13 protein-coding genes and 1 tRNA gene are annotated in these 13,923 nt (G+C 75.0%); 8 read left to right on the plus strand and 6 right to left on the minus strand.

The features are described 5' to 3' along the window. The first annotated feature begins 247 nt into the window (after positions 1-247). A complete protein-coding gene (locus RM590_RS10040) occupies positions 248-1,504 on the plus strand; it encodes a hypothetical protein (RefSeq protein ID WP_311704083.1) in 1,257 nt (418 codons plus the stop codon). Further along, the gene (locus tag RM590_RS10045; RefSeq protein WP_311704084.1) at positions 1,501-2,043 is read left to right on the plus strand and encodes a hypothetical protein; all 543 of its coding nucleotides are present in this window, start codon (positions 1,501-1,503) and stop codon (positions 2,041-2,043) included. The genes RM590_RS10040 and RM590_RS10045 overlap by 4 nt, the downstream gene beginning before the upstream one ends. Here the strand turns inward: RM590_RS10045 and RM590_RS10050 are convergent. The 3 genes from RM590_RS10050 to RM590_RS10060 form a co-directional block, all read right to left on the minus strand. Further along, the gene (locus tag RM590_RS10050; RefSeq protein ID WP_311704085.1) at positions 2,040-4,187 is read right to left on the minus strand and encodes an ATP-binding protein; all 2,148 of its coding nucleotides are present in this window, start codon (positions 4,185-4,187) and stop codon (positions 2,040-2,042) included. The two genes, RM590_RS10045 and RM590_RS10050, sit on opposite strands and share 4 nt — an antisense overlap. 183 nt (positions 4,188-4,370) lie before the next feature. After that, positions 4,371-4,455 (minus strand) — tRNA-Leu (locus tag RM590_RS10055). Positions 4,456-4,488: 33 nt separating this feature from the next. Beyond that, positions 4,489-5,781, minus strand: a complete 1,293-nt coding sequence (locus tag RM590_RS10060; RefSeq protein ID WP_394813838.1) for a DUF445 domain-containing protein — start codon at positions 5,779-5,781, stop codon at positions 4,489-4,491. Positions 5,782-5,858: 77 nt separating this feature from the next. Between RM590_RS10060 and RM590_RS10065 the strand changes: the two genes are divergently transcribed. After that, positions 5,859-7,166, plus strand: coding sequence for an SGNH/GDSL hydrolase family protein (locus RM590_RS10065; protein WP_311704186.1), 1,308 nt, complete (start codon positions 5,859-5,861; stop codon positions 7,164-7,166). Between the two features lie 139 nt (positions 7,167-7,305). Next, a complete protein-coding gene (locus RM590_RS10070; protein WP_394813839.1) occupies positions 7,306-9,669 on the plus strand; it encodes a transglycosylase domain-containing protein in 2,364 nt (787 codons plus the stop codon). Here RM590_RS10070 and RM590_RS10075 read toward each other — a convergent pair. Both RM590_RS10075 and RM590_RS10080 read right to left on the minus strand, forming a co-directional pair. Continuing rightward, complete coding sequence (locus tag RM590_RS10075; RefSeq protein ID WP_311704188.1) at positions 9,666-9,968, minus strand: GroES family chaperonin; 303 nt, start codon at positions 9,966-9,968, stop codon at positions 9,666-9,668. The two genes, RM590_RS10070 and RM590_RS10075, sit on opposite strands and share 4 nt — an antisense overlap. A 97-nt stretch (positions 9,969-10,065) precedes the next feature. Then, complete coding sequence (locus tag RM590_RS10080; RefSeq protein ID WP_311704087.1) at positions 10,066-10,389, minus strand: DUF3618 domain-containing protein; 324 nt, start codon at positions 10,387-10,389, stop codon at positions 10,066-10,068. Positions 10,390-10,510: 121 nt separating this feature from the next. On the opposite strand from RM590_RS10080, the gene bcp reads away from it, so the two are divergent. The 4 genes from bcp to RM590_RS10100 all read left to right on the plus strand — a co-directional run bounded on the left by bcp (position 10,511) and on the right by RM590_RS10100 (position 13,293). After that, positions 10,511-10,978 (plus strand): thioredoxin-dependent thiol peroxidase, encoded by a 468-nt coding sequence (gene bcp, locus RM590_RS10085; protein ID WP_311704088.1) that lies wholly within the window; start codon positions 10,511-10,513, stop codon positions 10,976-10,978. 14 nt (positions 10,979-10,992) lie between these two features. Beyond that, positions 10,993-11,772, plus strand: a complete 780-nt coding sequence (locus RM590_RS10090) for an HAD-IIA family hydrolase (protein ID WP_311704089.1) — start codon at positions 10,993-10,995, stop codon at positions 11,770-11,772. A gap of 118 nt (positions 11,773-11,890) precedes the next feature. Beyond that, positions 11,891-12,619, plus strand: coding sequence for a hypothetical protein (locus tag RM590_RS10095; protein ID WP_311704090.1), 729 nt, complete (start codon positions 11,891-11,893; stop codon positions 12,617-12,619). Beyond that, positions 12,619-13,293: a class F sortase gene (locus tag RM590_RS10100; RefSeq protein ID WP_311704189.1), complete on the plus strand. Its 675-nt coding sequence runs from the start codon at positions 12,619-12,621 to the stop codon at positions 13,291-13,293. Before RM590_RS10095 ends, RM590_RS10100 begins: the two co-directional genes overlap by 1 nt. On the opposite strand, the gene rdgB is transcribed toward RM590_RS10100, so the two are convergent. Continuing rightward, positions 13,277-13,891, minus strand: coding sequence for an RdgB/HAM1 family non-canonical purine NTP pyrophosphatase (rdgB, locus tag RM590_RS10105; RefSeq protein ID WP_311704091.1), 615 nt, complete (start codon positions 13,889-13,891; stop codon positions 13,277-13,279). The genes RM590_RS10100 and rdgB overlap by 17 nt on opposite strands. Positions 13,892-13,923 lie beyond the last annotated feature (32 nt).

Consider the following 13,923-nt stretch of genomic DNA (forward strand, 5'->3'; position numbering starts at 1 on the left):
CAGCGCCGGACGCCGTCCGCAGCGGCTCGTGGGCGGCCTCGGGTGGGACGCAGGGGCGCACGGTGGCATGAAACGGGCGCACGGGGCCGCTGCAAGGTCCCTGCAACGTGGCCGCAAGGCAGCCGTCCAAGTGCGCCGGGCACCACGCCCGTGTGACCGCGAACCGCGCGGTCCGTCAAGGGGGACGTCCCGGGCGCCGGCCAACCGGCGGGCGCCCGGGGCGCAGTGAGGAACTGGGGAAAATGCGATGAATGTGATCCCGGATGCGGGGGGCGGCCGTGCCGTGCCCCTGCGCCTGGACTCCGAACGCTGGGCCACCCGGCGCACCGAGCGGCGCGTCCTGGTCGTGGTCCACACGCTGGTCGGCGGTCAGCGGCTGCTGGACGTGGTGCGGCTGCTGGAGAACGACCTGCGGATCGAGGTGACCTTCACCGTCGCGCCGGACGTGTTCAACCACGGGGTCGCCGAGGACCTCCACCGGCGGGGCGTGGTCGCCCTGCCGTGGCGGCAGGCGGTCGACACGCGGTTCGACCTGGCGCTGGCGGCGTCCTACGACCACGTGGACGAACTCCACGCGCCGGTCATGCTGTTCTCGCACGGCGCGGGCTTCAACAAGTTCGCGAGCAGCCGGCCGGGGGCACGGGGCGCCGGACCGCGGGACGCCTACGGACTGGACCGGCAGCGGCTGGTCAAGGACGGTGTCCTGGTGGCCGACACGCTGGTGCTCGCCCACGAGGAGGAACGGGAGCGCCTCGCGCGGCAGTGCCCCGAGGCGCTGCCCACGGCGGTGGTCGTCGGGGACCCGGTGTACGACCGGGTACTCGCCAGCCGGCCCGCCCGCGCCCTGTACCGGGCGGCGCTGGGCGCGCGTCCCGAGCAGAAGCTGGTGCTGTTCACCTCCACCTGGGGGCCGCGCTCGATGTTCGGGCAGACGCCGGAACTGCTGGCTCGGGCAGTCGCCGAACTGCCGTCGGACACCTACCGCGTCGCCATGCTGCTCCATCCCAACTCCTGGGCGGCGCACGGGGAATGGCAGATCCAGACGTGGCTGGCCGGGCTGTGCCGGGCCGGGCTGGCGCTGATCAGCCAGCACGCCGACTTCTGCGGCGCGGTGGTCGCCGCCGATGTGGTCGTGGGCGACCATGGCTCGTTGGCGCTGTACGGCGCCGTCGGGGGCGCGCCGGTGCTGCTGAGCGCCTTTCCCGAGAGCGGTGTCGACCCGGCGGCGCCCATGAGCGGTCTCGCCTCCTTCGCGCCCCGGGTGGACGGCTCCCGGCCGCTGCCGAGGCAGTTGGAACGCGGCGCCGCCCGCTTGGGCCCGGAACGCTACCGGCGGATCGCGGAGCGGCTGTCGTCCGAGCCCGGCCGCTTCGCGCCCCACATGCGCCGGCTGCTGTACCGGAAGCTGCGGCTGCGGCCCCGGGGCACGTGTCCGCGCACCACGGCGGCGCCGCCGCCGTTCACGGTCGCCACAGGACCCGAGCGGTGGAGCGCGGCGTCATGACCCCGATGGTCATGGCGCTGGCCGAACGCCTGGGCGCCGGGCGGACGATGGCGATGGTGGTGCCGGACGGCCGGGACTGCCCCGCCGCGCTGGCGCTGCTCACGGATCCGGCGCCGGGCCGGGGCGGCGGCCTCGCGACCGCCGTGCTGGTGCGCACCGGCTCCGGCCCGGGCGCGCCCGTGGTGGATCAGCACCTGCGGGTGGACGCCGGGGCGCGCGGGCCCCGGCCCGATCTCGCGGACGTGGTGATCGGGTCCCGCCGGATCCGGGAGCTGGCGCGGCGGCATCCGGCGGCGCCGGTGGTGGCCTCGCCCGTGGCGGGCGAGTGCTGGCTGCGGCCCGGCCCGGGGGCGGTCACCCGGCTGCGGGTGATCTCCACGGAGCCGTTCTGGCCGGTGTGGGGCTCGTTGCTGCACGGCTGGCTGGCGGCCGGGCTGCCGCCCGGCGGGCTCGCCTCGGCCACCGGCTACGCGATCCGGCACCGGCCGGGCGGCGTCGCCGCCGAGCAGAGCGTGCTGTTCCGCCGGGCCTGCCGCTAACCGGCCGGTCCGGCCAGCCGGTCGAGCCGGTCCAGCCGGGCCCGCAGCTCGTCGGCGGCCGCTGCCGGGAGCCGCAACGCCGCACAGACGGCGAGCGCCTCCCGGCAGCGGTCCCGGGCGAGGCCGAACCGCCGCTGCCGCTCGGCCAGTTCGGCCAGCGCCGCCAGCGCGCGGGCCACCTCCCAGTCGGCCGTCATGCCGCGCAGCGACGCGAGCGCGCTGTCCAGCGCGGTCTCCGCCTCGGCCAGCCGGCCGTCGGCGAGGCGGGCGCGGCCGAGGAGCATGGTGGCGCGCGCGGCGTTGTACGGGTCGCGCTGCGCGGTCAGCGTGTCCAGCGCGGCGGTGGCGTGCGCCGCCGCCTCCCCGGCCCGGCCGGCGGCGAGGGCGACCTCACCCTGGTTGTGCCGGGCCAGTCCGCCGGCCCGTTCGTCGCCGTGCCGGGGGCACTCCACGGCCGCCCGGGCGAACAGGGCGGCCGCGTCCGCCAGCCGGCCCAGCCGGTGGCAGGCCAGGCCGCGGTAGTTGAACGTGCGGGCGAGGCCCAGCTCGTCGCCGGACTCGGCGCACAGCCGCGCCGCCTGATCGAACATCTCCAGGGCCACCTCGGGCGCGTCCGTGTCCAGTTCGCCCAGGCCGCCGGAGACCAGCATCCGGAACTCCGCCTCCACCGCCCCGCACGCGCGCGCCGCCGCCAGCCCCTCCCGGTACGCCGCGCGCCGCGCGTCGTGGTGCTTGCGGCGCAGGAAGAACGGCCGCAGGGCGTCGGCCAGTTGCCAGGCGAGCGACGGCTCGCCGGCGCTCCCGGCGGCCCGCAGCACCGCCAGCAGGTTCTGGAGCTCGGTCTCCAGCCAGGCCAGCACGACGGGCTCCGCGCCGCCGAAGTCCTCGGCCACCACCGGGCCCGCGCCATAGCCGCGGACGAGCGTCCGGTGGTGCGGGTCGAGGATCTCCTCGGCGCGCGTGGCCGTGGCGAGGTAGGTGTCCCAGATCCGGCGCCGGGCGGCCCGCCGCGCTTCGTCGTCCTCGGAACCGGCCCGTTCGACGGCGTGCAGCCGCACCAGGTCGTGGAAGCGGTACCGCCCGTCGGATACCTCGGTCAGCAGGTGGGCGTCGTGCAGCATGTCGATCGCGTCCTCGGCGTCGGCGGGATCCGGCGCGCCCAGCGCCGCCGCGGCCGCCGCGCGCCCGAACTCGGGCCCGGGGTGCAGGCCGAGCAGCCGGTAGAGCCGGGCCGCCCGTTCCGGCAGCGCGCGGTAGGACATGTCGAGCGCGGCGCGCACGTCGTGGTCCCCGTGCAGCCCGAGCCCGGCGAGCCGGTCGCGTTCCTCCGCCAGGTCCCGGACCATGACCGCGATGGAACGGCGCGGCCGGGCGGCCAGCCGGGCGCCGGCCACGCGCACCGCGAGCGGAAGCCGCGCGCACAGCCTCACCAGCCGCCGCGCCTCGGCCCATTCCGCTTCCACGCGGCCGTCGACCAGCGTGGTCGCCAGCAACTCCACGGCCGCGTCGGTGTCCAGCGCCTCCAGGTCCAGCAAGTGGCCGCCGTCCAGGGACAGTCCGGACAGCCGCCAGCGGCTGGTCACCGCGACGACGCTCCGCCCGGCCGGCAGCAGTGGCCGTACCTGGGCCGCCGAGACGGCGTCGTCCAGCAGCAGCGCCAGACGCCGCTCGGCGGTCAGCGTGCGATAGAGCGCCACCCGTTCCGCCGCGGTGGCCGGAACGCGCTCCGGCGGGATCCCGAGGCCGTTCAGGAACCAGCCGAGGACCTCGCTCGTGGCGGGGGCGCCCGCCGGGGACCGCGCGCCCAGGTCCGCGTACAACTGCCCGTCGGGACACGCCGAGCGCAGCGTGTGCAGCCAGGCCGTGGCCAGCACCGTCTTGCCGACGCCGCCGAGTCCGGTGATCACGCCGAGCGCGGGCCGCCCCTCCCGGGCCGCGCGCTTCCGCAGGCGCTCCAACCGCGCCAGTTCGCTGTCACGGCCGACGAGGCCGCCGACGGGCGGCAGTTGCCACGGCCGCTCGGCCGGCCGCGCCCCGGGGCCGGCGAGATGGATGCCGCCGTAGACCGTGCCGACCTGGACCGCCTGCCCGGTCAGCTCCCCGCTGAGCTCGTTGCGCACCGTGCGCTGTTCGGATCCCTCCATGCACCGCCCCCCCCGTGAACACCCGCGATGAATCGATCACTTGTGCTCGCTTGCACAAGGGTCATACCCACTCAACACGGGTCGTGCCCTCCGATTCGCCACCCGGCCGCCGGCAGCGCGAAGAGGCATGCGCACGGCATGCGGAGGGGGACGCGGCAAGGCGCGCGGAGAGGGGTGGAGAAGTGCGGCCGGAGGGATTCGAACCCTCACGCGCGCGAGGCGCACTGGGACCTAAACCCAGCATGACTGCCAGTTCCATCACGGCCGCTCGGCGGCCGATTCTACCGGCCGTGGCGGTGGCTCAGCCTCCCGCGGCCCTGGTGATCGCGTGGATCGCCAGGCCGGCCAGGGAGCCGATGATCGTGCCGTTGAGGCGGATGAACTGGAGGTCGCGGCCGATGTGGAGCTCGATCTTGCGGGAGGTCGTGCGCGCGTCCCAGGAGGCGACCGTGTCGGTGATCAGCGAGGTGATCTCCGTGCGGTAGCCGGAGACCACGTGGATGGTCGCGTCCGCGACCCAGCCGTCGAGCTTCGCGCGGAGGCGTTCGTCGGCGGACAGGCGCTCGCCGAGAGTGAGGACCGCGGCGCGGGCGCGCAGGCGCAGGGCGCTGCGGTCGTCCTCGGCGGCGGTGAGGATCATCGCGCGGACGCTCGCCCAGGCCGAGGCGATCAGCTCCTGCACCTCGGGGCGGGTGAGGAAATCCGACTTCAGCCGCTCCACGCGGGCGCGGGTCTCCGGGTCGTGCTGGAGCTTGGCCGCGAAGTCGGCGAGGAAACGGTCCAGGGCGCCGCGCGCGGGGTGGTCGGGGGCGTCGCGCGTCTCGCTGACGAAGCGCAGCAGTTCGCGGTAGACGCGGTCGCCGACCCGGCGGTCCACGAAGCGCGGGGTCCAGCCGGGGGCGCCGCCCTCGACCGCGGCCAGCACCGTGTCGCGGTGCTTGACCAGCCAGTCGTGCGCCTGGGCGAGCATCAGGTCCACGAAACGGCGGTGGCCGTCGTCGGCGATTGTCTTCTCCAGCAGGCGGCCGAGTCCCGGCGAGATCTCCTGGGTGTCGGCCCGCCGCGTGATGGCCTCCGCCAGCACGGCCTGTACGTCCGCGTCGCGCAGCACGCGCAGGCCGCCGCGCACCGCGGTGGCCAGCTCGGCAGTCACCCGGTCGGCGTTCTCCGGGCGGGCGAGCCAGGCGCCCAGCCGCCGCGCGAGGGCGACCGAGCGCAGCTTGTCCCGGACGACGCTCTCGGCCAGGAAGTTCTCGCCGACGAAGTCGCCCAGGGACTGGCCGAGTTGGTCCTTCTTGGTGGGGATGATCGCGGTGTGCGGGATGGGCAGCCCGAGGGGGTGGCGGAAGAGCGCGGTGACCGCGAACCAGTCCGCGAGCGCGCCCACCATGCCGGCCTCGGCGGCGGCGGCCACATAGCCGGCCCAGGCGCCGGCGCCGCGGTGCTCGGCCCAGGTCGCCAGGGCGTAGACGACGGCGACGGCCACGAGCAGCGCGGTCGCCACCGACTTCATCCGGCGCAGCCCGCGCAGCTTGACGGCGTCGGCCTCGGTGAGGACGTCGGCGGCCGGCGTTCGTTCTGCCATGCGTTCCATTGTCGCGGTTCCGGTGGCCGGCCCCGGGCGCGGCGGCCCCGGTAATCCGACCGTGGGATCATGTGCTGGTGGGAGTGGTGAGTGTGCGGCGGGTCTTCGCCCTGCTGACGGGGTTGACGGCCGTGCTGCTTGGGGTGGTCCTCGCCATGGGAACGGGCCGCGACGCGCGGCCCCAGGCGGCGGCGCCGGTGCCCGCGCCGGCCGAGGAGGTCGTTCCGGCGGCCGGCGCCGAATGGGTGGGCACCTGGTCGGCCGCGCCGACCGGCGGCGAGCCGGGCACCCGCGACGGCCTGGCCAACCGTTCCGTGCGCAACGTGGTGCGCGCCTCCGTCGGCGGCACCGGCGCCCGCGTCGAGCTGTCCAACCGGTACGGCACCGCACCGGTGACGTTCACCCATGTCACGCTGGCGCGCGCCGCCGGCGGCGGCCCGGCCGCCGTGCCCGGCAGCCTGCGGCGGGTGACGTTCGGCGACATGACGTCGGTGACCGTTCCGGCGGGCGGCTCGGTGCTCAGCGACGCGGTGACGCTGGAGGTGGCGCCCGGCGGCGACCTGCTGGTCACCGTGTACGCGCCGGGGCCCTCCGGCCCGGTCACCTACCACCGCATGGCGCAGCAGACCGGCTATCTGGCGACCGGCGACCACGCCGACGAGCCGACCGGGGCACCGTTCACCGAGGCCGGCGAATTCTGGCGCTATCTGACGGCCGTGCAGGTGCTCAGCCCGGCCGCCCCCGGCGCCGTCGTGGTGCTGGGCGACTCGCTCACCGACGGCATCACCTCGACGCCCGACGCCAACCGCCGCTGGACCGACCTGCTGGCCGCCCGGCTCCGCGAGGAGACCGGCGCCCCGGCGCCCGCCGTGCTCAACCAGGGCATCAGCGGCAACCGGCTGCTGCGGGACGGCGCCCCCGACCGGCAGTTCAACGGGACCAGCGGGCTGCGCCGGCTGGGCACCGACGTGCTGCCGCAGGCCGGGGCGCACACACTGGTGGTGCAGCTCGGCATCAACGACATCATCCTGGAGCCGCGCCAGACCGACCCCGCGGTGATCCTCGCCGGGCTGCGGCGGCTCGCGGAGGAGGCCCGGGCGGAGGGCCTGCGCGTGGTGGGCGCGACGCTCGCGCCGTTCGGCGGCCACGACGGCTACGCGGCCGAACTGGACCGGGTGCGGCTGCTGGTGAACGCGGGGATCCGGGCCGGCGACATCTTCGACGCGGTGGTCGACTTCGACCGGGCGCTGCGGGACCCGGTCGACCCGCACCGGCTGGCCCCGGCGTTCGACTCGGGCGACGGCCTGCACCCCAACGACGCCGGCTACCGGGCCATGGCCGAAGCCGTCGATCTGGCCGCCCTGCGCGGCGACATCACCGAGCGCGCGCTGTAACGACCGGACCGGCAGCCGGGTGAGCGCCGACCGCCGTCCGGGGGACAGCCCGGGGGCGGCCGGTGTGGCCGCGGCGCGGGGTTCGTTACGCACGGTGCGACAGTGTCTCCAACCGGACAGATGGGACAGACACCGCACCGTGAGCGACCAGAGCGAGCCCGCACACAGCGCCGGCCGGTGGCCCGGGTGGCCGTCCAGAGGAGCGCTGCCGCCGCGCCCGCCGCGGCGTCGCCGCACCGGCTGGCGGCGGCTGGTCCCGACCTGGCGGATGGTGCTGGGGGCGACGCTGACGGGGTTCGTGGTGCTGTTCGGGGCGCTGATCGCCGGCTATCTGCTGGTGGAGATCCCGGAGCCGAAGTCCGCGGCGGCGGCCCAGGGCAACGTCTATCTCTACGCGGACGGCTCACAGCTCGCCCGGGTGGGCGAGGTCAACCGGGAGAACGTGCCGCTGTCCCAGGTCCCCAGGGCCGTGCGGCACGCGGTGCTGGCCGCCGAGGACCGCGGCTTCTACTCCGATCCGGCGGTGGACGTCACGGCCATGGCCCGCGCCGCGTGGAACATGCTGCGCGGCGGCGGCCGGCAGTCCGGCTCGACGATCACCCAGCAATATGTGAAGAACTACTACCTGGACCAGCGGCAGACGGTGACCCGGAAGGTCAAGGAGCTGTTCATCTCGGTCAAGCTGGGCCGCGAGGTGAGCAAGGACGAGATCCTGGAGGGCTACCTCAACACCAGCTACTTCGGCCGCAACGCCTATGGCATCCAGTCGGCGGCGCAGGCGTACTACGGCAAGAACGCCGACGAACTGACCACCGCCGAGGGCGCCTACCTCGCGGCCCTGCTCAACGCGCCCAACTCCTACGACGTGCGCGCCAATCCGCAGAACACCGACGAGGCCGTCGCCCGCTGGGAGTACGTGCTCTCCGGCATGGTCTCCGAGGGCTGGCTGAGCGAGCGGGAACGGAAGCGGATGTCCTTCCCGCGCCCGGACCCCCTCGCCACCGACTCCGGACTGGCGGGCGAGCGCGGCTACTTGGTGGAGGCGGTCAACGCCTACCTCACGGAGAACGGCATCGCCGACGAACAGCAGCTCGCGCAGGGCGGCTACCGCATCACCACGACCATCGAACCGGACCGCCAGCGCGCCATCACCGACGCGGTGCGCGACCAGTTGGAGGCCGCGCTGAGCGGGGACCGCGAACAGGACACCTGGGTACGGGCGGGCGCCACCTCGGCGGATCCGGAGACCGGCCGGGTGGTGGCGATGTACGGCGGCCGGGACTACACGCTCCAGTTCGTGAACAACGCCACCCGCCGCGACTACCAGGCGGCGTCCACGTTCAAGCCGATCGTCTACGCCGCCGCGCTGGAGCACCGCTCCGAGACGCATGACGGGGAACGGATCGGCCCGGACACCGAGTACGACGGCGACAGCGGCCGGGAGGTCCTGGACCGGGACGGCGACGGCACCGGCTGGTCGCCGGAGAACGAGGGCGACGAGGACTACGGCGACATCTCCGTGACCGAGGCGATGGACAAGTCCGTCAACTCGGTCTTCGCGCAGATGGGCGCGGACGTCGGCCCCTCCCGGGTCCGGGAAACGGCGGTGGCCCTGGGCATTCCGGAGTCCACGCCGGACCTGGACTCGGCCCAGGGGTCGATCTCGCTGGGCACGGCCACGCCGAGCACGCTGGATCTGGCGCAGGCGTACGCGACGCTGGCCGCGCACGGCGAGCACCGGCCGCTGACGCTGGTGGACGAGGTGGTGCGCCAGGGCAGGAAGCTGCCGCTGCCGCCCTCGCGCACCAAGCGCGTGATCTCCCGGGAGGCGGCGGACGGCACCACGGCGGTGCTGCGCAGCGTGGTCGATCAGGGCACCGGCACCGCCGCGCGCGCGGCCGACCGCCCGGCGGCCGGGAAGACGGGCACGGCGGAGCAGGACCGGGCGGCCTGGTTCGCCGGGTACACCCCGGAACTGGTCACCGTGGTCGGGGTGTTCGGCCAGGACTCGGTCAGCGGCGAGCAGCGGGAGCTGTACGGGGCGGCCGGGCTGGAACGGATCAGCGGCGGCGGCTTCCCGGCGCAGATCTGGGGGCAGTACACGAAGGACGCGCTGCGCGGCGAGCCGGTGCGGGACTTCGACCTGGACGCGGACGAGCCGGTGCCCGATGTGACGCCGAGCGAGGAGCCGGGCGCGGACACCGGAACGGAACCGGAGCCCGACGAGCCCCAGGAAGACGAGGACGAGAACGAGGTTCCGGAGGAGACGGCCGAGCCGCCCGCCGACCGGGGCGAGGAGACGCCGGTGCCGACCGGGGAGCCCACGGCCCCCACCGAACCCGCCGCGCCGGGCCCGTCGCCCACGCCACCCGGAGAACCGGGGGAGCCGGGGGAGCCGGGTCCGGCCGAGTCGCCCGGGCCGCCGCAGGACACGGGGGCCGCCACGGCGCAGGCCGCCGCACTGCCGCAGACAGCACCGCCGAACACCGCGGAACCTGACTAGAGGTAGAGCCCCGTGGAGTCCTCGCTGCCCTGGAGGCGCTCGGCGGCCACGGCGTGCAGGTCGCGTTCCCGCATGAGGATGTACGACACGCCGCGGACCTCGACCTCGGCGCGGTCCTCGGGGTCGTAGAGCACGCGGTCGCCCGCCTCGACCGTGCGGACGTTCTGTCCGACGGCGACCACCTCGGCCCAGTCAAGACGGCGGCCGACCTGGGCCGTTGCCGGAATGACGATGCCGCCGGAGGAGCGGCGTTCGCCCTCGGCGGTGTCGGCCCGGACCAGCACCCGGTCGTGCAGCATCCGGATAGGCAGCTTGTCGTGGGTGGGGTGGGAACTCACGTGATGACCGTATCTCAGGAATGCGGGAACGGGTGCCGCGGGACCGGGCCGGAACGACTCAGCGCCGGCGGCGGCGGGAGGACAGAACGAGCAGGCCGGCGACGGCGACCGTCAACACGGCGGCGGGGATCACCCGGTCCAGCCGGGGGGTGCCCTCCGGCGAGACGAGCTGGGCGCGGACGCCGCTGACGGCGCGGTTCACCGCGACGAACGCCCGGCCCGCGGTGTGGTCGACGGTGGCAGCCACGCGAGCCCGGGCGTCGCCCACGACGGTGCTGGGGTGGACACGGACACCGATCTCCTCCAGCGTCGTCTTCAGGTCCTGCCGCCGCCGGGCGATCCGGGCCTGGATCTCCGCGGGGGTCTCGGCTGCTTCCGGCACGCTCGCGCCTCCGTCCTCGTCGGTTTACCGCACAGTGTGTCAGCTCACTCGGCGGGTCGCCCGCCGGATCCCCCGTTTAGGCTGGGCGGCGCGAGTGGAGACCGAACGACGAGGAGCCGCCATGAGCGTGCGTTTGCAGCCGGGTGATCCGGCGCCCGCCTTCACCCTGCCGGACGCCGACGGGAAGCCGGTGTCGCTGGGCGACCACGCGGGGCGCAAGGTCATCGTGTACTTCTACCCGGCCGCGCTCACCCCTGGCTGCACCAAGCAGGCGTGCGACTTCACGGACAACCTCCAGCTCCTCACGACCGCCGGTTACGACGTCATCGGCGTCTCCCCGGACGCCCCGGAGAAGCTGGCGAAGTTCCGCGCCAAGGAAGGGCTGACGGTCACCCTGGTCAGCGATCCGGAGAAGAAGGTCCTCCAGGCGTACGGCGCCTTCGGGGAGAAGACGATGTACGGGAAAAAGGTGACGGGCGTGATCCGTTCGACCTTCGTCGTCGACGAGGACGGCACGGTGGCCCAGGCGCTGTACAACGTCAGGGCCACCGGGCACGTGGCGAAGCTGATCAGAGATCTGGACCTGTAGAGGAGCCCATCGACGTGGCAGAGCGCAAGCCGATCGAGTCCTGGCTGACCGACATGGACGGCGTCCTCATTCATGAGGGGGTGCCGGTTCCCGGCGCGGACCGCTTCCTGAAGCGGCTCCAGGAGTCGGGGAAGCCGTTCCTCGTGCTGACGAACAACTCGATCTACACCCGGCGCGATCTCCAGGCCCGGCTGCACCGGATGGGTCTGGAGGTGCCGGTGGAGAGCATCTGGACCTCGGCGCTGGCGACCGCGCAGTTCCTGGACATCCAGCGGCCGGGCGGCACCGCCTATGTGATCGGCGAGGCGGGGCTCACCACCGCGCTGCACGACGTCGGCTATGTGCTCAGCGATGTGGCGCCGGACTACGTGGTGCTGGGCGAGACGCGGACGTACAGCTTCGAGGCGCTGACCAAGGCGATCCGGCTGATCAACGGGGGCGCGCGGTTCATCGCGACGAACCCGGACCACACCGGGCCCTCGGCGGAGGGGGCGCTGCCCGCGACCGGTTCGGTGGCGGCGCTGATCACCAAGGCCACCGGCCGCGACCCGTACTTCGTGGGCAAGCCCAACCCGCTGATGATGCGCACCGGGCTCAACATGATCGGGGCGCACTCGGAGACCAGCGCCATGGTCGGGGACCGGATGGACACCGATGTGCTGGCGGGTCTGGAGGCGGGGATGGAGACGTTCCTGGTGCTGACCGGGCTGACCGCGCCGGGAGATGTGGACCGTTTCCCGTTCCGGCCGTCCGCCGTGGTGGACTCGATCGCGGATCTCGTCGACAAGATCTGACAGGGGCTGAGACCGACCGGGCGGTGCGCCGCCCCGTCCGGGCTAAGCGGGGCGCGCTGCGGATGCGGCCCCCGGTGAGCCGGGAGACCTTCGACGGGTAACGACCCGGAGGTTCACCATGGGCATCGCCTGCGCCAACAAGCTCTCCCCACTGAGGATGTCGCTGTGCGCGACGGCCGTCGCGTTCGCCGCCGTGGGTGCCGCGCCGGCCGTCGCCGTCGCCGAGGACGGCGGGGGCCGGGTCGGTGTGCACGTCACGCCGGTCAACCCCCGGCCCGGGGACGAGGTCGAACTGAGCGTGCTGGGCTGCGCGGGCGACTCCGGAACGGCGCGCTCGGGGGCGCTCACCGGCGAGGTGCGGCTGGCGCCGGGCACGGGCGGCACGCTGGCCGGCGACGCCCTGGTGCGGTCCACGGCCGAGCCCGGCGCGCACCCGGTCGAGGTGGCGTGCGACGCGCGGGGCGGCGAGGTCACCGGGCGGCTCCTCGTCACCGCGCGGCACGGCGACGGGCACCCCGGGCACCAACCGTCGGAGCGGCTGGGCGAGTCCGAGCGCCCCGAGCCGCCGGGGCACACCGAACGCCCGGGCGGTCCGAGCCAGCCGGGGCACACCGAACGCCCGGGCGGTCCGAGCCAGCCGGGGCACACCGAGCACCCGGGCGGCCCGGACCAGCCGGCCCGCCCCGAACACCCCACCGGCCCGGTGCGCGCGGGCGGTGGCGGCACGGCCGGCGAGGCCGCGGACGCGCACGGCACGGCGGGCACGGCCGGGCTCACGCTGCTGTCGGGCGCGCTGGCCGGCGGCGCGCTGCTGGCGGTCTGGCGGCTGCACGCGCGGGAGAGATGATGCCGGCCGGCGAGCCGCGCGCCTCGGGCGGCGGTCGCCTGGCCCCGGCAGTGACGTGGGGGCTGCTGCTGCTCGGCCTGTGGCTGTGGGGCCGGGATCTGACGGAAGGGGGGCTGGGGCCGACGGCGCTGCCCGGCGGTGGAACGGCGACGGCCGGGGCCCGGGCCGGCGTGGGGAACGCGCTGCCGCCGCCCGCCGCGCCGCTGGCCGGGGCCCCGGCGCCGAGCCTGGTGGAGATCGACGCGATCGGCGTGCGCGCCGAGGTGCTGCCGCGCGGGGTGGACGACGCGGGCGGGGTGGAGCCGCCGCCGTTCGACAGCCCCGGGCTGGTCGGCTGGTACGCGGGCGGGCCGACGCCGGGCGCCGTGGGCGCGGCTGTGCTGGTGGGGCACGTGGACACCGAGACGGAGCCCGCGGTGTTCTACGCGCTCAGCACGGTGGAACCGGGCAGCGCGGTGCGGGTGACGCGGGAGGACGGCAGCGTCGCCGCGTTCACGGTCAGCGAGGTGGAGGTCGTGGAACGCGGCGAGTTCGACGCGGCGCGGGTCTACGGGCCGCGCCGGGCGGGGGCGGCCGAGCTGCGGCTGATCACCTGCGGCGGCACGTTCGACCCGCGCGAGCGCGCCTATTCGGCGAACGTCGTGGTGTCCGCGTATCTCACCGGGGCGCGCTGAGCAGTTCGCGCACCAGCGGGGCGAGGGCGCGGAAGGCCAGCCCGCGGTGGCTGATGGCGTTCTTCTCCTCGGGCGTCAGCTCGGCGCAGGTGCGGGTGTCGCCGTCGGGCTGGAGGATCGGGTCGTAGCCGAAGCCGCCGCTGCCGGCCGGGGCGTACCGGAGCGTGCCGCGCAGTTGGCCCTCGGTGACGCGCTCGGTGCCGTCGGGCAGCGCGAGGGCGGCGGCGCAGGCGAAGTGCGCGCCGCGGTGCGCGTCGGGCACGTCGGCGAGCTGGGCGAGGAGCAGCTCCAGGTTGGCCCGGTCGTCGCCGTGCCGGCCGGCCCAGCGGGCGGAGAAGATGCCGGGCGCGCCGCCGAGGACGTCCACGCACAGGCCGGAGTCGTCGGCGACGGCCGGCAGCCCGGTCGCCCGGGCGAGGGCGTGCGCCTTGAGCAGCGCGTTCTCCCCGAAGGTGACGCCGGTCTCCTTGACGTCGGGGACGTCGGGAAAGGCGTCGGCGCCGACGAGTTCGACGTCGAGGCCGGCCTCGGCGGCCAGGATGGCGCGCAGCTCGGCGACCTTGTGGGCGTTGCGGGTGGCGAGGACGAGACGTTGCATGCGGCGATTATGGGCGATGCCCGCCGCATGCG

Source organism: Streptomyces litchfieldiae (genome assembly GCF_031845365.1).
In the GTDB taxonomy this organism is placed as follows: Bacteria; Actinomycetota; Actinomycetes; order Streptomycetales; family Streptomycetaceae; genus Streptomyces; species Streptomyces litchfieldiae.